The organism is Priestia veravalensis, assembly GCF_001457055.1.
Classification (GTDB): Bacteria; Bacillota; Bacilli; order Bacillales; family Bacillaceae_H; genus Priestia; species Priestia flexa.
The window spans coordinates 1-22815 of the sequence record NZ_KQ758681.1 but is presented as its reverse complement, the minus strand read 5'-3'; the positions used below and the strand labels follow the sequence as shown (position 1 = coordinate 22815).

Here is a 22815-nt window from a genome sequence, read left to right as displayed (position 1 = left end):
AGGTAGCCTTCATTCCATGAACCTTTTTTCAAGAAATGGCCAAGAGTCGTACGATGTTTCTTTTGATGACTAAACGAATGAATTTCCGTTAGTTTACCTGTAAACCCCACACTCAACATCCCATCTATAAAGTGGGTTAAGTGGTTGATGACAGGTTTTGAGAAATAAAAGGGCAGCTTCCATTTTATTAAGCCATTGTAGATTTCTTCTTGATGTGATAGTCTATTCATTGGACAAATAACGCTCCTCTGGATGGATGATTGGGTCAGAGCTTTCATTCTAAACCAGGTTTGCGTATTTGTCTTTTTTATTTTATAAGATGGAAATATTTTGAACTGAATTTACTCATTATCAGTAAGGATTTAAAGACCTGCATAAGATAGCAATTTCATTATAAAAAGACTTTCTGCTTTTAGTGATGAACCAAGAGCAGAAAGCCTTCATACATATTTTTTATATTTATTTTTCACTTTGCGATACAAACGATAGACGTGTCTTGTTAGATTCAATAAAGATGGTGAAATAGCAAGATGGTACTTTTTTATAATAGGCACATAGATTTTGTGATAAGCTTTCACCAAATCCGTCCACTTTTTATCAATGCCTTTTTTATAGAAATCAGAAATATCAACTACGTATCCGCGCCCTTCCTTCATCATTACGTTTTTCCCATGAACATCAAAGGGATTGAGCCCTCTTGATTTAGCATAAGCTAATGCGTCATTTACATCATCTATAACCGTTAACGGAATTATAACGCGCTTTTGAACAGCTTCATATAGTGTAATGCCTTGCAGCCTCTTTAGAATTAAGTAGTGATCTGTATAATAATAAAGCTGAGAATAAGCAGGATGTTTTCCTAATTTCTTATAGACATTTGCTTCTTTTTTTACCTCTTCAAATGACCGACCGTATACCTTCACTACTAGACCTTCATATAAAGGGTGATAAAAAACGGCTGCATAGTTGCCTTTTCCAATTAAAATCCATTCACCAGGTACATATTCGACTATAACAGGGTCATGTTCATTTTCACTTTTAATAATTAAGTTAGGCAATAAGGATGTTTCAATAAGTTCAATAAATTGATTGGGTAGTTTATCCATAAGCTCCTCTATCTGTACCTTTCATAATAGATGCACTTAATGATAGATTTCAATGAGTTTAATGTCAATACGTTCATATATCAATAATGAAAAAGCATCTTATAACGAGGTTACTATCGGTGATTTGTCTTTTGTCACAACAATAGAAAAAGGCTCTTTCATCTCCAATAAAATCTCTCCTTTTGGATGAATAATGGACCGCACTTTTTTTATATTAAATGATGTTACTAACGGGAGGGTAATAGCTTTTACCATGGTCATAACATATTCCACTTGAGCTTCGGTTTCTGCAATCATGCCAAACGGTAAGTAAAGGTGTTGTGGTATATCGACATTTAAATCTAAACAAAAACGCTCAGGTAAAAACTCATTAGGCTCTAAGAAATAAGCTTCATTACGATGGAGGCTATAAGGACTAATAAAAATCGTTTCATTTTTTTTAAAGAGATAGTTATCCACCTGAACAGCTTCTACCGCTTGTTTACCAAATAACCAAATCGGAGGATAGAGCCTCAGCGACTCTAAAATAACCATACGCATATATTCATCTTGCTCCTGACCTTTTAGCAACTGGATATGTCGTAGAATATCCTGATGCTCACAAAACGTATACATCAGCCAACTACATGCATTGCGAATTAAGTCGTACGTAATAAAGAATCGCTGAAGAATGTCACCTTCACTTTCATTATCAAGTACATTGTAAACATTATTTTGTTCACAAGTTGACCTGTGATTGTAAAGAGATTGAAGGCATGAAAAAACACCCGCTATAGCGTGTGCCTCTATTGGATTTCGCTTTCCAAGCTTTGGGATCGGCACCTTTATCATCGAAGGTTGATGTCTCTTAGTCCGCAACTCAGCCAGTTTTCGTAAGTGTCCTGTCAAATCATGCTTGTTGGCTACGCCAAAAAAGCTGTGTGCTAATAAACAGAGCGCCAAATCTTGCACTTCTTCATTGAAGACTTTTAAATCTCCACTTTCCCATAAAGATATATGGGATTGCACGATCGTACGATGCTCAATTCGAAAGGTAGAAAAATGTTTTTTCACAAAGGAACCCTTGACTTTTGGCACCCCCGTTGAAAAATTAAATTCATATAAGTCGTGAACCTGTAGTGTTCGAACAACATTTTTAATCCCTACATCCACAAAACTATTGGCATTTGTGAAAACAATATCTTTTACCATTTGCGGATTCGTTGTTAAGTAACATCGTCGATGACCTAGCCGAAAGCTTGTTGCCTCGCCGTATTCACTAAGATGTCGTAAAAACAAAAGCGGATTTTCTTGAAAATCTTTCAAATGGCCTGTCATACGATAAGTCGACGGACCCTGTATTCCTTTCATACGCATCACTTCTTTCTATGGAATTAGTAGTTACTAATTACTTCCGCAAAATACTAGATGGTTTATGCAACGTATAATAAAAAAGAGTAGTCCACTAAAGACTACTCTTTTTCACAAATAGATATGCTAATGTTTCTGAAATTGTTTTTAAGATTCCATATTAACCCATACACTTTTTACTTCTGTATAGTTATCAAGCGCATAGCTACCCATTTCCCTTCCAATTCCAGACTGTTTATATCCACCAAACGGACTAGCTGCATCAAATACATTGTAGCAGTTCACCCAGATTGTTCCGGCTTTGATACCGTGAGCTACATAGTGAGCTTTCTTCAAATCTTGCGTCCAAACGCCCGCTGCCAATCCATATGTCGTATCGTTTGCCTTGGCAATTAAATCATCTAAATCATCAAAAGGCATCGCTGCAACAACAGGGCCAAAGATTTCTTCTCGTGCAATTGTCATGGAATGATCAACATCAGCAAAGATTGTTGGTTCCACAAAATATCCTTTTTCAAACGGCAGCGAACCTCCTGTTAAGATTTCAGCTCCTTCTTCTACACCTTTATCAATATATGATTTGACTCGCTTCTGCTGCTGTGCAGACACAAGCGGGCCCATCGTTGTATCTTCTATTAATCCATTACCCTGTTTAATCACCTTAGACTGTGCCACTAAGTCTGCTATTACATTATCATATAATTTTTTTTGTACGTATAACCGACTTCCCGCACAACAAACTTGTCCTTGGTTGAACATTACACCCGCCAATGCTCCTGGAACAGCTTTTGATAAATCTGCATCAGGTAAAATGATATTTGGAGATTTACCTCCAAGCTCTAACGTAACTTTCTTTAAAGTTTCACTCGCTTGCTTCATAATCGACTTTCCAACCGCAGTTGATCCCGTAAAGGCAATCTTATCTACAAGCAAATGATTAACAAGTGGTTCACCTGCTGTTTTACCGAAACCTGGAACGACATTTAGCACTCCTTTAGGAAAGCCCGCTTCCTCAGCAAGACCTGCTAGATAAAGAGCTGATAAAGGCGTTTGTTCTGCTGGTTTTAGTACAATTGTACAACCGCTAGCTAACGCAGCACCCAGCTTCCATGCTGCCATGAGCAGCGGGAAATTCCAAGGGATAATTTGCCCAACCACTCCTAGTGGTTCATGACGCGTATAGTTAAAGTATGCTCCTTGTACAGGAATAGTTTGTCCAACAATTTTTGTTGTCCAACCAGCATAGTATCTAAAATGTTCAATAGCTAAAGGAATATCTGCATTTGATGTTTCACGAATTGGTTTCCCATTATCGAGCGTTTCTAATTGAGCAAGTTCAAGTTTGTGTTCTTCCATGAGGTCAGCAAGCTTATAAATCAAACGACTTCTTTCCGCTGCAGACATTTTTGTCCACGGTCCTTTATCAAAAGCTTCACGAGCTGCTAACACAGCACGGTCAATATCTTCAGCATTTGCTTCAGCTACATCTGCTAACTTTTCACCAGTTGCAGGGTTTACTGTTTCAAACGTCTTTCCAGATGCCGACTCCACCCACTCACCGTTAATATAAAGCTTCTTTACACCTTGTAAAAATTGCTTCAGTTTTGGACTTACTTCAACTTGTTTTGCTCCAATATTTTGCATCAAATCCATACCTCCTTCAATTTTAGAAAGCGTTACCAATAATTAGTTTACACTACCCTTTTCAAAAAAATCAACCGATATGTCATATTATTTAGAAATTTTAATCTTCTCACAAAGAAAGAGAGTGAGACATAATTAAATGTTTCCTTCTCAAAGACCGATCATGACGTTTCTACAATCGTTAAGCTGTAAGAACAAGTTCGTTCAAAATGTTTTCCAAACAAAAAAATATCCGAGCTATCGAAAGTAGTTAACTCACGATAGTTCGGATAAATCATTGACCGAAATACTTATGTCCCAGCTTTTTTATGCTTCTGCCGTTTCAGGCGAAATTGTTTTATCATTATAAACTGTTGTATCTAATTCTTTTGTTACTTTACTTGTTATAACACCTGCTGTCATACTTCCGCTGACGTTCAATGCTGTACGCCCCATGTCGATCAGAGGTTCTACTGAAATAAGAAGTCCTGCAAGTGCAACTGGTAAGTCTAGTGCAGATAAAACAAGAAGTGCCGCGAATGTTGCACCTCCACCAACACCTGCTACTCCAAATGAGCTAATAGCTACAATAGCAATTAGTGTGGCAATAAACGATGGTGATAAAGGATTAATACCAACTGTTGGTGCAATCATAACGGCTAGCATTGCTGGATAAATACCCGCGCATCCATTTTGACCAATTGATAAACCAAATGACCCTGCGAAGTTTGCAATTCCTTCTGGAACGCCAAGCTGTCTCGTTTGTGTGTTCACATTTAGCGGTAAAGCCCCTGCACTTGTACGAGATGTGAAAGCAAATGTTAAAACTGGAAATGCTTTTTTTACATACATAATCGGGTTAACACCGACAAGCGTTAGTAAAAGTAAGTGAACAGCAAACATTGCTCCTAACGCTACATAAGACGCAATAACAAATTTACCAAGCTTCACGATAGCATCAATATCGCTCGTAGCGATTGTCTTTGTCATGATGGCTAATACACCATATGGCGTTAAGCGTAAAATTAATGTAACAACGCGCATTACAATTGCATAAATCATATCAATAACCTTTGAAAAAAGAGCTGCTTCTTCTGGCTTTTTACGCTTTACGCCTAAATAAGCAATTCCGATAAATGCAGCAAAAATAACCACTGCGATTGTTGAAGTTGGTCGTGCTCCTGTTAAATCTAAAAATGGATTCGCAGGCAACAATTCAATGATTTGTTGTGGAATTGTTTGGGCTTGCATTCCTGACAAATTCTCCTCTAATGCTGCTCCACGCTCGGTTTCAGCTGCTCCTTGTTCAATCTGAACAGCTTCTAAGTTAAATCCCGTTGTTGTCACAATCCCAATTGCTGCTGCAATGGCTGTTGTTCCAACTAAAATCCCAATAATTAAACCGCTGATTTTCCCAATGTTACTCGTTAATTTTAAGCGAGTGAATGCGGCCACAATCGAAACTAACACAAGTGGCATAACGATCATCTGAAGAAATTTCACATAACCGCTACCAACAATACTAAACCAATCTGATGTTTGAGCTGTCACTTCTGAAGTTGGTCCATATACCAATTGAAGAGCAAATCCAAATACAATTCCAAGTCCTAGAGCAGTGAATACACGCTTTGAAAATGAAACGTATTTTTTTTGCATCATATATAAACCAGCGATTAATGCCAGCATGATAATGATGTTAAGAATAACTAATAATAAAGTCAAAATAATTCCTCCTACAACACTTTCCAAATATAAGTCTCCTTTATTTATATTATAAGAATTCCAATAAGTCAACTCGGTTTTTGTGTTTTTTACGATTTTTCACTCTAATTGCTCGCCAATTTTTATATTTATCATCGTTAAAGCTTTAGCATACAAAAAAACATCCCTTTGTAACGGGATGTTTCGCATATGTATTTACATTTCATACAGTTCGTTTAGCCATCTAACAAATAAATGCTTTGGGAGCTCTAAGTAGTGTAAATCTGTATACTGTATATCAGACAGCGTTGTCCCCCTTGACATATAATAATACCACTGCCAACCAATATCTTTTGCAATGGCATACGACCTTGCCAAGTCTTGGCGCGCATCAGGTTGTTGCATATCACTCATCCACTGCTTTTCATCTGCATCGTATTCATAATAATGTAACGTAAATTTATCACACCAATAAGCGAGCTCTTGATGCGAAAACATATTTTCATCATCACAAACTTGTAACAGTAACATTCTTAGATTCTCAGGCGTATATGGCAATATAATCTTTTGACATGCATCTCTCATTCTTTTACCCTTCCTGCTTCACTTATTTCTTTTATTACATCATGTCCATGAAACTTTATCAATAAGAATTCGATAACGGTTTGATTACTTTTCTTTTACAACCTCTTCTCAATTTTATAATTTCAGACATAAAAAATAGCATTTTACCTTAAAACATTCAAACTAAATAGGAATATTTACCCTTTTTTTATTTTTGGGAATATTATAAATTTTAAGTTGTATCTATAATTTCCCAAAGGAGGAACACAATGAAAAGAACAAAAAAGACAATTGTATCCGTTGCTTTAGCAACAAGCTTAGCCCTTTCAATATCTAGTACATATACTGCAGCTGCTCCTGCTACTCAGGCTTCAGCGAGTCAAGCTTACAATGCGGTAGATAAAAAGGTGCTCAACAAAATTAATGTAGATAACATCTACAATGATATTGAATATTTAGCAAAAACGCCTCGCGTAGCTGGAACTGCAGCTGAACATAAAGCAGCTTGGTATATTCAAAAGAAATTAAAATCATTTGGTTATAAAGCAAACGTCGAGCCATTTACATTCGTTGGCTATACAGAAGCATCTAAAGTTGAACTTTCAGCTGATGGGACAAGCTATTCACCTAGCGCTTTCACATATAGCATAAACGGTAATGTAAGCGCTGAAGTTGTTGATGCTGGCCTTGGAACAAAAGAAGAGTTAACGAATCAAGACTTGACAGGCAAAATTGCACTGATTCAACGTGGCTCTATTAGCTTTGGTGAAAAAGTATTAAATGCAGCTGAAAAAGGAGCCAAAGCCGTTATTATTTATAATAATGCTGACGGTGAGTTAAACGGGACGCTTGGTGGAGCTAATGATGGTTATGTACCAGCTGTAGCTTTACCAAAAGCGGAGGGTGAACAGCTTCTTGAAAAAATAAAAGCAGGCAATCTAACAGCTACTGTAAATATTGAAGGTGCTGAAGTTAGTGAGCGTATTTCATATAACGTAACCGCAACAAAATCACCAACTGAAAAAAAACGCAACACGGATGATATCATCGTAATTGGGGCTCATCATGACTCAGTTGAGGGTGCGCCTGGTGCAAACGACGACGCATCTGGAACAGCAATGGTCATTGAATTAGCTCGCGTATTAAAGTCTCTACCAACAGATACGGAGCTACGCTTTGTAACGTTTGGAGCTGAAGAACTTGGCTTAATTGGTTCTCAAGAGTACGTGGATGGTTTATCTCATGATGAGAAAGATCGTATCGTTGGTATGTTTAACTTAGATATGGTTGGGAGCCGCGATGCTGGTGATTTAGTATTAAAAACAGCAGATGGAAAAGCTAACTTTGTAACAAAATTAGCTCAGGCGTCAAGCTTGCGCCTAAATGGTGCGGCTACTCCATATTCAGAGGGTGGACGCAGTGATCATGTTCCGTTTGCAGAAGCAGGCATTCCTGCTGCACTATTTATCCATGATCCAGCTGAACCATGGTACCATACACCAGAAGATAGCATTGACAAAATTAGTAAAGAAAAACTTCAAGATGTCGCTGAAATTGTGGGAACTGCCGTGTATGATCGGGCTCGACCAGATCATACAGGACCAAAAACACAAAAAGGAAAACCATTTAAAGCACCTGAGCTTTATTACCAGCAAGATCTTAAATAATAATGAGAGAACTCGGTTATACAACCGGGTTCTTTTTTATTAAAAAATACTGAAGCATAATAATCTCTTCTATTCTGACGATTATGGTATACTTTTATTGATACAGCTTCTTTTTGCTGTAGATTTGGTTATTATAAGGAGGAATATAATGAATTTGACGTTTATTAGCAGCTTTTCATCCGTTATCCATTCAAAAGTAAATTCAACTTAATTATGAAAAAGAGGTGAACAATCATTGAGTTTTACGATTGACAATTTAATTTTCCTTTTATCCATTCTTCTAGTTACGGGAGTCTTAACAGCAAAATTCTCTTCGCGTTTAGGTCTACCTTCCCTCGTACTGTTTATTATTGTTGGTATGATACTCAGTCATTACGTCTACTTTGACAACGCTCTTTTAGCACAAGGTGTCGGAGTAATTGCTCTCATTATCATTCTATTTGATGGTGGTATTCAAACAAAGTGGACCGACGTCAAAAGCGTCGTTCGCCCTTCTATTTCTCTTGCTACATTAGGAGTTTTAATTACAACTGTTGTAACCGGTGTATTAGCAAAGTACATTTTGGATGTTACTTGGCTAGAAGGCTTATTATTTGGAGCGATCGTTGGATCTACTGACGCTGCAGCCGTCTTTTCTGTTTTAGGATCTAAAAACATTCGTCAAAAGCTCACGTCAACTCTAGAAGCAGAGTCAGGTTCAAATGACCCAATGGCGATTTTCTTAACTGTTTCAATTATTGAACTAATCCAAGCACCTGAATCACCTATCTTTACTCTTTTCCTCGACTTTTTCTGGCAAATGGGAATGGGGTTACTAATGGGATTAGTGCTCGGAAAAGCTTCCGTATGGATTATCAATCGCATTAATTTAGATTCATCCGGTCTTTACCCAGTATTATCTCTTGCTTTAGCAGCTTTAACATATGGCGTCACTGCTTTTATTGGAGCAAGTGGATTGCTAGCTGTCTACATAATGGCTGTTATTATCGGAAACTCCCATTTAACATATCGTCATGCAATTGTACGCTTTAATGAAGGTTTTGCATGGATGATGCAAATTCTTATGTTTATTATTTTAGGTCTACTCGTCTTTCCAAAAGAGCTTATTGAGGTTACATGGCAAGGTATCTTATTGTCGTTTTTATTAATGCTCGTTGCTCGACCATTAGGTGTTTTCATCAGCATGCTTTTCACTAAATATACAATGAAAGAGCAGCTATTCATTTCGTGGGGAGGACTAAAAGGAGCCGTTCCAATTGTTCTAGCTACATATCCAATGATGGCTGGCCTTGAAAATAGCACACTTATCTTTAACGTGGTATTCTTCGTTGTTCTTACTTCTGCGTTATTACAAGGAGCAACCATTTCTCCGTTAGCCAATTACTTGAATTTCTCAGATGGTGAAAAAGAAGTGGTTCCACACAGTTTAGAACTTGTTTCGATGGGCAAAACCAATAATGAAATGATTGAGCTAAAGCTGGTTCCAGATGCCGCAATCTCTGGAAAATCACTTGAAGAACTTCCCTTGCCAGAAGATGTTTTAATTACGGCTGTTATCCGTGAAGAAAAGCTAATTACACCTCGCGGAAATACTAAAATCTTTTCTGGCGATACTCTGTACGTTCTTGTTTCTAAAAAGAAACGCGAGCGCGTTACGGAATATTTCCAAAAGAAAAAAACCTCTCTCGAAGAGGATGTATCTACCCCTTAAAAAAGCAAAGGCATCTCCTATTTTAAAGGAGTGCCTTTGTTTTTGTTTTCCTTTTGCATTAAATAAAGCGATTCGTAGTTTGGATGATGCTTCAAAAGCTCTGAAATTGTGACAAAACGATATCCTTTTTCCTTTAGCTCAGGCAGTATTTGTTTCAGTGCTTGAACCGTTTGCGTGCGATCCCCCCCTGTATCGTGAAACAAAACGATGTTGCCAGAGCTTGCATTTTTCAGAACTTGATGAACAATTTTGTCTACACCAGGGTTTCTCCAATCAAATGTGTCTTGATGCCATGACCATAATACAACAGTATACTGCTGATTTTTAGCTGCTTTCACCACTTTATCATCATAGTAACCAGTTGGTGGCCTAAAAAGATAGGGTTTAATACCCGTTATCTGCTGAATTTTGTCATCAGCCTTTTCAATCTCACCTTCTATTTTTACAGTATCTTTACCACGAACTTCTAAGTGACTATACGTATGATTTCCAAGTTCATGCCCTTCTTTAACCTCTCTTTTAGCAATTGTAGGATATTGAGTAACTCGGTCACCTAAAACAAAGAATGTAGCTTTTGCATTGTATTCTTTTAATAAATCTAGAATGAGTGGCGTATACGTTGGATCAGGTCCATCATCAAACGTTAATGCAATAATCTTTTCTTCACTTGTTGGAATTTCCCAAACAATATCACCTTTTTTCTCATAGTAAAAGCGGCTTTTCTTTGCTGCTTGTCCGTTCGATGCACCTGTGAAAAAGAGAAGTGCGCAAAGAAGCAAACAACCTTTTTTCATACGCTTACCTTCTTTCTTGTTTCTCTATTTGATCTTGCTCTAGTTGTGATATGACAATGGCTCGTAAGTCATTCTCAAAAAATGATTCACTGCATACATACGAATGCTTTGACAACTCCTCTTGTTTCGACTTTTGATTCACTCGACATCCACTCTCTTTCTTTTTAGAATGTTCTTTTAGGTTCTCCCAAATAAATGAAAACAAATCGATAAAAACAACCGTATTGCGTTTACTTTTAATGGAATGGGGAAAAATGTAAGAAATTGAACACTATACTCATTGAAGGGTTGATTTTGACAATTTCACTATAGATAAAGGAGACTGTATATGATCTATCGAATAGTAATAGTAGCTCTGTTTATCTTTACACTTAGTGCGCTTCAAACAAAAACGAACATATTGCCTTTAGCAAGTGAGCAAGAAAACGCTAGAAAAGGTACGTCCAGTCATCAAGGCTTTTCAATAAATGTATTACCTGACTATGAATTACAAAAAGAAGAAGAAGGAAAAGACATTATTTTCTCTACGCATTCACCTCATACTTGGATGAGAATTCAAGTCTTAGAAGTCGATACAGCAAATAAACTTACGTCGGTTAATACGGCTACATCTACTTTTGAAGAACAATTCGGAAAAGCTAAAATGATTGCCGATCAGCACCATATTAAGAAGCCACTCATTACTGCTTTTGAAGCCTACACTGATCAAGAAAAAGCGGCCTTATATATCGTAAAGGCTCCTAGCAAAGCACAAATACTAGTTATTATAACTAATATAAAAAAACATTCACCTGATGAACAAGAATTGTTTACTATGATTAATAGCATTCAATTAAAGGAGAGATAGTGTGCAAAAATATTTGTTAGTTCTGTTTACAGCAATTATGCTGACGGCTTGTGGAACAACACAAGAAAACTCTAAGTCCCATAATTCTTCTCATAGTACAAGTGATCAAGCTCCAAAAGAAAAAACATCAAAAGAATCCTCAGACACTTCATCTGATGAACAAACCATTCGTCTTCTTGAACAGATGATGGCGTATGAAAACGAAGGTATGCAAGAAGAAAAAATGGGGTTTTTAAAAACTAGTGAAAACCAAAAATATTCTTTATATGTCTTAGAAGGGTATACGTTTACAGAAGAAGAACCACGAAAAGATGTTATTTACTACGACGCTAACGATAAGCTGTGGATGCGTATTGAAGTTCTTCCTGATAACGTAGATTGGGACAAGGTAGAACAAGAAGCTCTAAAAGGATTAGAAGCTGTATCAACTGACGTTCAAAAAAGCTCTGTCACGTCTTATAATGAGACTTTTTCATTCCACAGTGTACATTCAGCCAGCAACGACAAGAACCGAACTACTTCATATTTAGTGAAGGCATCTGATAAGCGTCCAGCTATGCGGCTCACCATCTTCACTCCGGTTGAAACAGAAAATGTTAACGCCTTTTTAGAAATGGCTAATTCGATTGAAAATTTATAGACTCAAAAAGCCGAACACAAAGGTGTTCGGCTTTTTGAGTCTATTTTAAATCCATTAGCTTTGTTTTCAAGTCAGCTTCCATTTGATACAGCTCTGCTTCTGCTTCTGTTCTTTTTGTACGGCCTTCTTCTTGAATTTTTAATACTTCTTCAAGCGTAGTAATTAAATCTGATTGTGTTTGTCTAAGCGTTTCAATATTTACTATTCCTCGCTCGTTTTCTTTTGCTACTTCAATTGTATTTTGCTTTAACATTTCTGAATTACGTGTTAATAAATCATTTGTTGTTTTAGATACTTGTTTCTGAGCTTCCATTGCAGCTTTTTGTCGCAGCAGTGTAGTCGCAATTACAATTTGATTTTTCCAAAGGGGAATTGCAGTCAAAATAGAACTTTGAATCTTTTCTACAAGCGTTTGATTTACTTCTTGAATCAAGCGAATCTGCGGTGCACTTTGAACAGCAATTTGTCTACTTAACTTTAAATCATGAACGCGCTTTTCTAAACGATTAATGAATTGGCTTAAATCATTTACTTCCTGAGCCATCAAGTAATCATTTTTTGCTTTTGCTTCCTGCTGAAGTGCCGGCAACGCTTCATTTCTAAGCGTTTCTAATCGATACTCTGCAGCTCCGATATAAATATTTAACGCATCATAAAACTGTTTATTTTTATCATACAAACTATCTAACATTGTAATATCACGATAAAGCATTTGCTTTGAACGCTCTAATTTATCCGCAATCTTATCAATTTCAACGTTAATACTTTGATATTTTGTTAATAAATTTTGAATTGGCTTTGACAAACCAGAAAATACTCTGCTGATAAATCCTTTTTTCTTCGTTGTGAAATCATCTGGATTCACCTGACGTATTTTAGACATTAAGTCAGCAATCACATCTCCAACAGGACCTGTATCTTTCGTTTGCACATGCTGTAAAACAGACTGAGAGAACTGCGAAAGCTCCGACTGTGCGGCTACTCCATATTGAAGAATAGCCTGCTGGTTTTTATAATCGATTTGCTCGGCGATTTTCTGTGCTTTTTCTTGGTATTCAGGGGCTAAGTTATTGTATGTTGAAAGCTGCTTAGCTACCGGTTGGTCAAGCTGAGTAGCCAAAGTTGGTGATGCAAACGGATCATTTAAAAGTTCATCTAGCGATTGTTTTTTTTCCACTTCTTTCATATAAACCCCACCCTTATTTCATTCGATTTATTGGCGCATATTCTTCTTCATTTTGAAAATGTTGTTTTAAAACCTTCATTTCTACATCTAAACTTAGCACATCTTGAGAAAGTGCAGAATTTAAAAGCTGGTCATACTGTGTTGACAGTTCATGTATCACATTTTCAGCCTCATGAATACTTTCTTTTACATCAATACTTTTTGTAGGTTTAGATAATAAAAATACGTAGCGTTCAATAACCGTCACCGTTGCTTGCAAATAGTTCGTAAAAAATGGCTGAACACTTTTATAGCGCGCAGGCTCTTTTTCAACCATATCAACGATACTTTTCCCTACTCTATATAGCTTAGAAAGCTCTGTCCACATGTGAATTGATTTTAGCTTAAAGCGAGAACTGCTAATAACTTTTAATTGCTTACGTGCTTCACGAGCCTGATGCTTGATATAAGCAAGTTCTTCTCTATAAGGGTCTTTATATGCAATTCTAGCGCTTTTAAAAACGAAGAATATTGCTGTTAGTGCAGCCGTACCAAAGCTTAATAAAATGCTATCACCAATCCCTACACCAAACCCTAAATAACTAATTGGAATCGTAGCTGTACCAACAGTCCATACGATAAACAATCGTTTTAAAAATGTCACCACTTTCATGTCCGCTCACTCCTTATCGTCTCTATTTATGTTTAAAATCGTTACGTTTCACTTATTATGATAAGAATATTATACCATTTAACTCCTAGTTCTAAAATAAATTACCTTTATACGTTATATACGAACGAAGAGCAAATAAGTTTCAGTTCCCATAAAAAAAGCGAAGGCATGTTTGCCTTCGCTTTTTTCTTAGTCACGCTTATTGTAATCATATTGAGAACGATCTACTGGTTTAAAGCCTTCTGGGGTATGGAAACGTAATAAGTCACCATATACAAGCTTATCGGACAGCTCAAGCTTTTGTTTTACCAGTTCGTCGTATTTATCATATTTTTTTGCTTCTTCTTCTGGTAATTGCTCACCAGTTTCATTATTGAATACTTTTTGGTCCACTTTTGTAATCTCAGGAGTTACAAAGTCACCGTTTCTAAACGGAACGATTTCCTGGTGGTCTTTTGAAAGTAAGTCTGTACCAAAGTCAATATAGTCTTTCGTATCAATACCTAATAGGTGCATAACCGTTGGGCGAATATCAACTTGACCACCGTACGTATGCTTCACGCCACCCTCTAGACCAGGAGCATGAATGAATAGTGGTACTCGCTGTAATTGCGCTTGTTCAAAGTCACCTACATCTTTACCAAGAACCTCAGACATTGCACGCTTATGGTTTTCAGAAATACCATAGTGGTCACCATACATAACAACCATCGTGTTATCGTATAAGCCAGAAGCTTTTAAATCATCAAAGAACTGCTTTAATGCCTCATCCAAATAGCGAGACGTTTGGAAATATTGGTCAACTGATTTATCGCCTGTAGTATGCGGCTCAATTGTTTGATCTTCCTCATCTAATGGATAAGGGAAATGGTTAGATAGCGTAATAAATTTTGCGCTAAATGGTTGCTTTAATTCTTTTAAATAAGGCATAGAATCTTTAAAGAATGGCTTATCTTCTAAACCATAGTTTAGCGTATCTTCCTCATTCATATCGTAATATGCTGAGTCGAAGAATTTATCAACACCAAATGACTTGTACATTTCATCACGGTTCCAGAATGTCTTACCATTACCATGGAATACTGCATTTGTATAACCGTTTTGGCCTAAAATAGCAGATCCAGCTTGATACGTGTTATTTGCCTTTGTTGTGAAAACTGATCCTTGAGGTAATGGGAATATTGAGTTTTCTACCATAAACTCAGCATCCGATGTTTTACCTTGACCTGTTTGATGGAACACGTTATCAAAATAAAGCGTATTTTTATCATTTCTAAGTGAGTTCATAAATGGCGTAACTTCTTCACCATTTAATTCATATCCCATCATAAATGTTTGTAATGATTCAAGTGAGATATAAATTACGTTCATATCCTTAGCTTTACCAAAGTATTCTTCATTTGGCTCAGCGTAAGTTGCTTTTGCGTAGTTTTCAACCTCTGTTACGTCACTGCTGTCAGCTAGAGCTCGTTGAGCTGACGATTTCGAGCTTTGAATAATGTCATAAACTGTATAGTTATATGCACCTAAATATTTAACTAAATAGTTACGGTCAAACGTACGTGTTAAAAGCTGTGGACGATCTGTTTCTGCAATGGCAATATTTGCACTTACAACTAGAACCCCAACTAAAAATACGCTTGTTACCGTACGTTTACTAATTGTTGTAGGTAAATCAAACTTCTTCCACATTATAAGTGCAATTAAAACAAAGAAGTCAATGAAATACAGAATATCTGTTGGCTGAATTAAAGCCATTGCACTTCCACCTAATTGACCAAAGTTATTTGATTGAGTTAAAACAGGTACTGTAATGAAGTCATTAAAGAATCGATAGTACACAACGTTTGCGTACAAAATAAATGATAATAAGAAGTTAATACCTAGTAATGCTCGTACTTTTCCTCTCCCTTTAAATAGTAAAGCAAAAGCAAAAAAGATAATTGCTGAACCGAGTGGGTTCATAAATAGTAAAAACTTTTGGATAAAATTCTCAAGACTTAAATTAAATTCAATTTGATAAACGGCATAAGTTTTAATCCAAAATAACAATACTGCAACTAAAAACAACGGTAATTGCTTAACAAAAATGTTTTTTCCGTTTGTCATGAGCTGTTTCATATTCCCACCTCTATATCTATTTGAAATTTGAGCTCATTTATTTTAGACGTAAATCTGGATGGATGTTAGTCTAAATTCGTAAAAAGAAATCTCCCTTACAAAAACTGTAAGAGAGCTAAACTGTTCTTTCACATTTTAACTCTTTTAAAAAAATTGTCAACACTCTTGCTGTATATTTTATTGAAAACATGAAAAAATAACTAGTTCATTGCTTCTTCTATTTATATGCCCAGCCTGTACAAACATCTACTTAAAAATAAATTTATCCTTATGTTCAATTTATATTTTTCTCAAGCTTTTTATCACCATTATGTTAAGTTTGCCATTCCTACACACTGACAATACGCTGGACACCATGAATTCTATATCTTATGCCATTCCATTTTTTTCTTAAGAAAAAGGACTTCTTGTTCTTTCATTGAAATACTATTCTAAATGTCGTTGTTATGACTGGTACATCATCTATAACTTAGAGGATCGAGAAGAAGAAAACAACCGAGTAGTTTTACTTCCGGTTTCTTTACCCAAATAGAATTGAAACGAAACAGTTGTAAATCATTTTGTTTCACGCCATATGCTTACACAAAATTACGTTTAAGTATATATAGAAAGTAAGATGATGGTCCATAACGAAATGATTTCAAAACCAACAAAAAATACGAGCAGCTTGCTCACCATAACTTCTTTTTCTCAAAAAATCAAAAGCAAGAATTTGATACGATTTTTAATGAAGATTTTCAGTTACCTTCTATTAATAAAAAGCATATCGGATAATAATGATGAAAAGCCCACACACCTGCTCAGATTAAAGAGCTGGAATGCAGGCTTTTTGCTATTAAAAATTCATTTTTGACTGCCCGCCATCTACATTTAAGCTTGCTCCAACAATCCACGAAGCTTTTTCAGATGCTAGAAAAACCACAGCGTTAGCTACTTCTTCCACGGTTCCAAAACGACCTGCTGGAATTTCATTTTTTACAAACTGATTAATTTTTTCAGGATTTTCTTCTAACCGTTTCTTCCAATTACCCGTTTCATGTAGAATACTTCCAGGCGCAATGCTGTTAACGCGTATGCCATAGGAAATCATTTCATCCGCAAATGACTTAGTAAAGCTAATTAAAGCAGACTTGGCGTTATTATACGTTACTTTACCTCCGCTTTCTCGGCCAAAAATAGATGTAATGTTTACAATGGAACCTGTTTTTCGTTCTTTCATATACTCTGCTGCAAGCTTGCTTAAATGAACCGCAGAAAAGTAATTAAGCTCCATCGCTTCATAAAACAATGATAAATCTGTTTCTAGCGCTTGCCCTCCATTGCTTCCGCCTGCATTGTTAATTAAAATGTCGATACCTTGAAAATCTTTTACGACATTTTCAATCAATTGAATGCGCTCGTCTTGTTTCGTCACATCTACTTTATATGTACGGATGTTGGTAAATTTCTGACTTAAACGCTCTAAGTCATCTTCACCTCGAGCTGCAACCGCAACATCTGCTCCTTCTTCTGCAAAGAGCACAGCAATTGCTTGACCAATCCCTTTCGTTCCACCTGTTATGAGCACCTTTTTACCTTTTAAATTTAAATCCATTATAATGCCTCCTTGTTTTTATTTAATAGTAATATATTAACTATTCTTTCGCAAAAACAAGCCTCATCGTGATATAATTTTTCTCGTGTGAACTTGACGGATAGGAGTACAAACATGAATCAAACATTCTCTAAAACGGAAAAAATGAAGCAGTTTTTATTTATCTTATTACCTATTTTGATGACGCAGTTCGGTATGTTTTCAATGAGCTTCTTTGATACGATGATGTCGGGTCGTGTAGGAGCAGATGATTTAGCAGGAGTTGCTATTGGCTCAAGCCTTTGGATGCCTGTATTTACTGGACTAAGTGGTATTTTAATGTCCATAACTCCTATTGTAGCTCAGCTGATTGGGGCTGATAAAAAGAAAAATGTCGCTTTTACAGTTGTTCAGGGACTATATGTTTCAATTATCATGGCCTTAATTGTTATTGTTATTGGATTCTTTGTCGTAAACCCCGTTTTAAACGCTATGAATCTAGATCCAAACGTAGCTCGGATTGCGTTAGATTACTTAGTGGCGTTATCAATTGGTATTTTTCCTCTATTCATTTATACCGTGTTACGTAACTTTATTGATGCACTGGGTCAAACAAGAACATCGATGTTTATTACCCTTCTTGGCTTGCCTATTAACGTTGCGTTAAACTACTTATTGATTTTCGGAAAATTTGGTTTCCCTAAGCTTGGAGGCGTTGGAGCTGGATATGCTACGGCTATTACTTATTGGTGCATTTTGCTCGTGGCAATTTGGATTATCACCAGAAAAGATCCTTTTCAATCATTTCAGGTATTTCGTACATTTTATAAACCCGCTTGGCCTTCATTTAAAGAAATACTTGGGATCGGCATTCCAATTGGATTTGCTATCTTTTTTGAAACAAGTATCTTCTCAGCCGTTACATTGTTTATGAGCGCATATGATACGGTGACAATTGCTTCTCACCAAGCAGCAATAAACTTTGCATCGTTTCTGTATATGATTCCGCTCAGCATTTCAATGGCCTTAACAATTGTTGTAGGATTTGAAGCTGGTGCTAAGCGTTTTGAAGATGCAAAGATGTACAGTCGTATCGGTATTTTACTTGCCGTTTGCTTAGCTCTTTTAGGTGCAGTCTTTTTATTTTTATTTAAAGAAAAAGTAGCTGCTTTATACACAACAGATCCCAAAGTGTTGGCATTAACAACTCATTTTTTAATTTATGCGGTCTTTTTTCAATTATCGGATGCAATTCAAGCACCGATTCAAGGGGCTCTGAGAGGATATAAAGATGTGAACATTACCTTTTTTATGGCGTTGATTTCATATTGGGTAATTGGTTTACCACTAGGATATATATTGGCAAATTATACAGGACTTGCAGCTTTTGGATATTGGATTGGACTGATTAGTGGTTTGGCTGTAGGTGCGATTGGATTAAGCTATCGGCTTAAGACGATTCAAAAGCGCTTTATTTCATCAGCCCAGGCTTCGAAAACTGCATAATAAAAAAGAACGTCCAATGACGTTCTTTTTTATTTGTTTAAAGTACGTTGAAGTTCGTTCAGAAGTCGTTCCGCTCCTTTTTTACTTAGCACGACATTTCCATTAGCGAACGTAAGGTTATCACTCTTAATTTCACCAGTTACGGCACAAGCACCATATGGGCTATATTTCTGTAGAATAATAATGTCTTCATCAACGTATATTTCGACTGGATCACCTGTATTAATATTTAGAATTCGTCGCAATTCGATTGGAATTACAACTCGACCCAATTCATCTACTTTTCTTACAATACCTGTAGACTTCATAATCTCCATTCCTTTCGTACGATGTAAAATGTTCACCTTATGCAATAAACTCTTGTACATCCTCAGTTCTAAAATGCTCTTATTTGGTCCTCATACATGGATTTTGAATCTCAAAATAAGGCATTTCTGTTTTTAAAATTTATGTACAACTTGTATCATATCAATTCAACCTTTATTTATGAATAGTACATAGTCTTTAAAAAATAATCTATCCATATATGTTAAAAGTGTGTATTAAAACCATTTTATACCTATAAATCCATCTTTTTCACTACTGCTGACCCATAATATAACTTTTCCTAACATGAATTGGACGAAATTCCCTCTTTACAAATGTCTTTTTTTCAGTTAAAAAGGGGTATTCATGATTGAATACCTCTTGAAACAACGCTAAAGTTATCGCGAATGGCTTTTTGAATCATTGCCTCACATCTTTCTAGTTCTACCTTTAGCTGCTTTTTATATAGTTTTGCTTTTTCCTCTCCACCCGCTGCAAACTTGTAATATACTACTTCCTGCAGCTTCATTCCTTCTTTCTTCTTTTTTACTTGTTTTAATACACCATCTTCAATTAAATCATGTAATGCTTTATATACTTCCGAATGATTAGGTTTAAAACCAAACGGTCGAAATTCTTCACGCAGGACATCTAAAAGCCTGAGTCCATATAAGCGTTCTTGCTCGGTCATTGTAATCATATATAACTTTAAAAAAGCACGCTGCTTTAATAGGAACCCACTAGACGTTCGTTTTTCTCTCATAGGTATACCTCCGCTTCAAGTTTACTTGACAATCGCTATATAATAATTATACTTTCTTACTCTCTCATAATCCTGCTTTTCATAACATAAGTCTAAATATTTAACTCCGTCTGAAACTTTTTTTACAGCTAAAACAAGAACTTATGTTCCTTATTTTATAATATATACCATCATAGGGGATTTCTTCAACTATCTCGCCTCGTTAAAGATGACATACCACCAATGAACAACATTCAAAAATCATGTCAAAAAAGAAATGATTCCTTCATATATATAAAATGAACCCATAACATTCTATAAATAATCACTTATTACTGACTAAGGAGGCAAATATCATGTCAAAACACTTTGATGATTTAGATTGGAGTTCTCTACATGACAAAGTCGAAGAAATGTTAGGGACTCACTTTTGGAACGACTTTACCACACTTCTCCCTAAAAAATTCCCAGCAGTTGATTTATATGAAACTGAGAAAGAAGGAATTATTGTGGCTGAACTTCCAGGTCTTCAGTCAGCTAAGGATGTAGAAATTAAAGTAGAGCTCAACACGCTTACAATTCAAGGTCAGCTCCCCTACTCCTATGAAGTTGCAAAACCACATTTGAAAATCAATGAACGCCATACAGGTGTATTTATGCGTACGATTAAACTTCCTTTTCAATTTGTAGAAAATGAAATTAAAGCTAAGTATCGCAATGGGTTATTAGAAATTAAACTCTTAAAGCAAGAAGTAAACCAGCAAATTGCAATCGAGTTTAACGAAGAATAAGCAGCCGTAAAACAGCTGCTTATTTTTATTTCATCCCAATACAGCTAGCGATCAAAAAATGCTTTTTATTCCGAAAATTTAAATTAAATTAATAACTTTTACTCTCTTATAAAGTATGTTATTTTTATAACGTTGCTGTTTTAAACATACAATCAATTTATAGATTTATGCATTTAAACACAGCCAGGTTCCGCTCTAATTTCTTCGGAATTTGAGCATACTTCTTTTGAATAACTATGTATGTGCATAATGAGGTGAAAGTATTGAAACAACCCCTTACTGAAAAAAAGTTTGCTTTATCAACTTTATTGATATTCTTACTCCCTTCTCTACTAGGGATTTTCTTGTTTATTGTTCCGTTTTCTTATAAGGGAGAACTAACCATCCCTATTGCTATTTTAGCAAATGCTGTACAAGCAATGCTTGAGAGTCAGCTTCCATTAATAATGACAATCATCGTTGTTGCAACAGCTGTTTTTACAATCTTATTTAAATTAACAAAGCCGGATTTTATAAAGAATAGTCCTTTTCTATCTTCTCTTTTTCTTGTTAGTTGGGTGTGGACTATTACGCGCTTGGTTGGTGCTGTATATGTCATCTTAACTTATTTTAAGATTGGACCTGAGGCTGTTTGGTCGGAAAACACAGGTGGGACGCTTTTATATGATTTAATTCCCGTATTGTTCTCTGTATTTTTATTTGCTGGTCTTTTACTACCTCTTCTTTTAAATTTCGGTTTATTGGAGCTATGTGGTGCTCTATTTACAAAATTTATGCGTCCAATTTTTACGTTGCCAGGGCGTTCATCCATTGACTGTCTTGCATCATGGTTAGGTGATGGAACAATTGGTGTATTATTAACGAGTAAACAGTATGAAGAAGGTTACTATACAAAGCGTGAAGCAGCGGTAATTGGTACCACTTTTTCAGTCGTATCCATTACGTTCACAATTGTTATTCTTTCATATTTAAAGCTAGAAGCATATATTATTCCTTACTACTTAACGGTATTGCTTATTGGGTTGGTTTCAGCCATTATTATGCCGCGTATCCCCCCGTTATCAAAAAAACCGGATACGTATCATGAAAATGCTAAAGATCATACCGTGGCAGACGAAACAATTCCAAAAGAGCATACGTCCTTTTCATGGGGAATGAAAAAAGCGTTGGATCGAGCAGAGAATAATACAGGCGTTAAGGCATTCTTTAAAGATGGAATTCAAAACATCCTTGATATGTGGATGGGCGTTGTACCTGTCGTAATGACAATTGGTACAACTGCGTTAATCATCGCAGAATATACGCCGCTATTTAAGTGGATTGGCTTACCTTTTGAGCCATTATTAGCTTTATTGCAAGTACCAGAAGCAGCCGAGGCAGCTCAAACTATGGTTGTTGGGTTTGCTGATATGTTCCTACCAGCTGTTATTGGATCAAGCATTGAAAGTGAGCTTACTCGTTTTGTTATCGCGTGTGTGTCTGTCACACAGCTCATTTATATGTCAGAAGTTGGTGGCTTACTACTAGGGTCAAAGATTCCAATTAAATTTATGGACCTTGTAATCATCTTCATTCTTCGTACGCTTATTACGCTTCCAATTGCTGTTATCGTAGCAAACTTACTGTTCTAGTATGTAAAAAAGAGTTTGGGACATAACAAAATGATTGCTTCTAAGAGACGAACACTAGCTGTTCCAATCTTTTTGGTTTGTCTGAACACGTTCGTTCCATTGCGCTACGGCCACTCGCTTTCCGCGGGGAGGAACCTGAGCTTCCTCGCTGCGCTGCGGGATCTCAGTTTTCCCTCTCTTTCCCGCAGGAGTCGAGTGTCCTACGCTCCATTCCACCCTGTTTCCAACATTGTTTTCACAATCAACAAAAAACCTGAACGATTAAAAGTGAGAAACTCTCAATCGTTCAGGTTTATCATTGGCT

General features: G+C 36.3%; 20 protein-coding genes and 1 pseudogene. 7 read left to right on the top strand and 14 right to left on the bottom strand.

The window, feature by feature from the left end; genetic code table 11:
• From AS180_RS22750 to AS180_RS16725, 6 genes and pseudogenes are all read right to left on the bottom strand, one after another.
• Positions 1 to 230: pseudogene (locus AS180_RS22750) on the bottom strand (IS701-like element ISPlan1 family transposase); the annotation flags it as partial.
• A gap of 210 nt (positions 231 to 440) precedes the next feature.
• Complete coding sequence (locus AS180_RS16745; RefSeq protein ID WP_062687179.1) at positions 441 to 1106, bottom strand: hypothetical protein; 666 nt, start codon at positions 1104 to 1106, stop codon at positions 441 to 443.
• Between the two features lie 99 nt (positions 1107 to 1205).
• Positions 1206 to 2456: a cytochrome P450 gene (locus tag AS180_RS16740; RefSeq protein WP_025909156.1), complete on the bottom strand. Its 1251-nt coding sequence runs from the start codon at positions 2454 to 2456 to the stop codon at positions 1206 to 1208.
• Positions 2457 to 2603: 147 nt separating this feature from the next.
• On the bottom strand, positions 2604 to 4100 hold the full coding sequence (locus tag AS180_RS16735; protein WP_025909157.1) for an aldehyde dehydrogenase family protein: 1497 nt from the start codon (positions 4098 to 4100) through the stop codon (positions 2604 to 2606).
• Between the two features lie 306 nt (positions 4101 to 4406).
• Positions 4407 to 5801: an L-cystine transporter gene (locus AS180_RS16730; RefSeq protein WP_025909158.1), complete on the bottom strand. Its 1395-nt coding sequence runs from the start codon at positions 5799 to 5801 to the stop codon at positions 4407 to 4409.
• 195 nt (positions 5802 to 5996) lie between these two features.
• Positions 5997 to 6365 carry a hypothetical protein gene (locus AS180_RS16725; protein ID WP_025909159.1) on the bottom strand — a complete coding sequence of 123 codons (369 nt, stop codon included), beginning with the start codon at positions 6363 to 6365 and terminating at the stop codon, positions 5997 to 5999.
• A 248-nt stretch (positions 6366 to 6613) separates the two neighbouring features.
• Here AS180_RS16725 and AS180_RS16720 point away from each other — a divergent pair, with 248 nt between their 5' ends.
• Both AS180_RS16720 and AS180_RS16715 read left to right on the top strand, forming a co-directional pair.
• Positions 6614 to 8011, top strand: a complete 1398-nt coding sequence (locus tag AS180_RS16720) for a M28 family peptidase (protein WP_062687178.1) — start codon at positions 6614 to 6616, stop codon at positions 8009 to 8011.
• 235 nt (positions 8012 to 8246) lie between these two features.
• The gene (locus AS180_RS16715) at positions 8247 to 9722 is read left to right on the top strand and encodes a potassium/proton antiporter (protein ID WP_025909161.1); all 1476 of its coding nucleotides are present in this window, start codon (positions 8247 to 8249) and stop codon (positions 9720 to 9722) included.
• A 17-nt stretch (positions 9723 to 9739) separates the two neighbouring features.
• On the opposite strand, the gene AS180_RS16710 is transcribed toward AS180_RS16715, so the two are convergent.
• The gene (locus AS180_RS16710; RefSeq protein ID WP_025909162.1) at positions 9740 to 10516 is read right to left on the bottom strand and encodes a polysaccharide deacetylase family protein; all 777 of its coding nucleotides are present in this window, start codon (positions 10514 to 10516) and stop codon (positions 9740 to 9742) included.
• 328 nt (positions 10517 to 10844) lie between these two features.
• Between AS180_RS16710 and AS180_RS16705 the strand changes: the two genes are divergently transcribed.
• Together AS180_RS16705 and AS180_RS16700 are read left to right on the top strand one after the other, a co-directional pair.
• On the top strand, positions 10845 to 11363 hold the full coding sequence (locus tag AS180_RS16705; RefSeq protein WP_025909163.1) for a hypothetical protein: 519 nt from the start codon (positions 10845 to 10847) through the stop codon (positions 11361 to 11363).
• Between the two features lies 1 nt (position 11364).
• Entirely contained in the window at positions 11365 to 12003 is a 639-nt protein-coding gene (locus tag AS180_RS16700) for a hypothetical protein (protein ID WP_025909164.1), read from the top strand.
• Positions 12004 to 12043: 40 nt separating this feature from the next.
• On the opposite strand, the gene AS180_RS16695 is transcribed toward AS180_RS16700, so the two are convergent.
• From AS180_RS16695 to AS180_RS16680, 4 genes are all read right to left on the bottom strand, one after another.
• Entirely contained in the window at positions 12044 to 13189 is a 1146-nt protein-coding gene (locus AS180_RS16695) for a toxic anion resistance protein (RefSeq protein ID WP_025909165.1), read from the bottom strand.
• Between the two features lie 13 nt (positions 13190 to 13202).
• Complete coding sequence (locus AS180_RS16690; RefSeq protein ID WP_025909166.1) at positions 13203 to 13841, bottom strand: 5-bromo-4-chloroindolyl phosphate hydrolysis family protein; 639 nt, start codon at positions 13839 to 13841, stop codon at positions 13203 to 13205.
• A gap of 189 nt (positions 13842 to 14030) precedes the next feature.
• Complete coding sequence (locus tag AS180_RS16685) at positions 14031 to 15962, bottom strand: lipoteichoic acid synthase (protein WP_035320382.1); 1932 nt, start codon at positions 15960 to 15962, stop codon at positions 14031 to 14033.
• An 835-nt stretch (positions 15963 to 16797) separates the two neighbouring features.
• The gene (locus AS180_RS16680) at positions 16798 to 17556 is read right to left on the bottom strand and encodes an SDR family NAD(P)-dependent oxidoreductase (RefSeq protein WP_025909168.1); all 759 of its coding nucleotides are present in this window, start codon (positions 17554 to 17556) and stop codon (positions 16798 to 16800) included.
• A 114-nt stretch (positions 17557 to 17670) separates the two neighbouring features.
• Between AS180_RS16680 and AS180_RS16675 the strand changes: the two genes are divergently transcribed.
• The gene (locus tag AS180_RS16675; RefSeq protein WP_062687177.1) at positions 17671 to 19041 is read left to right on the top strand and encodes an MATE family efflux transporter; all 1371 of its coding nucleotides are present in this window, start codon (positions 17671 to 17673) and stop codon (positions 19039 to 19041) included.
• A 29-nt stretch (positions 19042 to 19070) separates the two neighbouring features.
• Here the strand turns inward: AS180_RS16675 and AS180_RS16670 are convergent, their stop codons facing one another.
• Positions 19071 to 19349, bottom strand: coding sequence for an AbrB/MazE/SpoVT family DNA-binding domain-containing protein (locus tag AS180_RS16670; protein ID WP_025912108.1), 279 nt, complete (start codon positions 19347 to 19349; stop codon positions 19071 to 19073).
• A gap of 362 nt (positions 19350 to 19711) precedes the next feature.
• Positions 19712 to 20110 carry a helix-turn-helix transcriptional regulator gene (locus AS180_RS16665; RefSeq protein WP_025912109.1) on the bottom strand — a complete coding sequence of 133 codons (399 nt, stop codon included), beginning with the start codon at positions 20108 to 20110 and terminating at the stop codon, positions 19712 to 19714.
• 335 nt (positions 20111 to 20445) lie between these two features.
• Between AS180_RS16665 and AS180_RS16660 the strand changes: the two genes are divergently transcribed.
• A complete protein-coding gene (locus AS180_RS16660) occupies positions 20446 to 20880 on the top strand; it encodes an Hsp20/alpha crystallin family protein (protein WP_025912110.1) in 435 nt (144 codons plus the stop codon).
• Between the two features lie 254 nt (positions 20881 to 21134).
• Positions 21135 to 22511: a YjiH family protein gene (locus AS180_RS16655; protein ID WP_374700000.1), complete on the top strand. Its 1377-nt coding sequence runs from the start codon at positions 21135 to 21137 to the stop codon at positions 22509 to 22511.
• Positions 22512 to 22565: 54 nt separating this feature from the next.
• On the opposite strand, the gene AS180_RS22745 is transcribed toward AS180_RS16655, so the two are convergent.
• Positions 22566 to 22727 (bottom strand): hypothetical protein, encoded by a 162-nt coding sequence (locus tag AS180_RS22745; RefSeq protein WP_156413469.1) that lies wholly within the window; start codon positions 22725 to 22727, stop codon positions 22566 to 22568.
• Between the last annotated feature and the right edge of the window lie 88 nt (positions 22728 to 22815).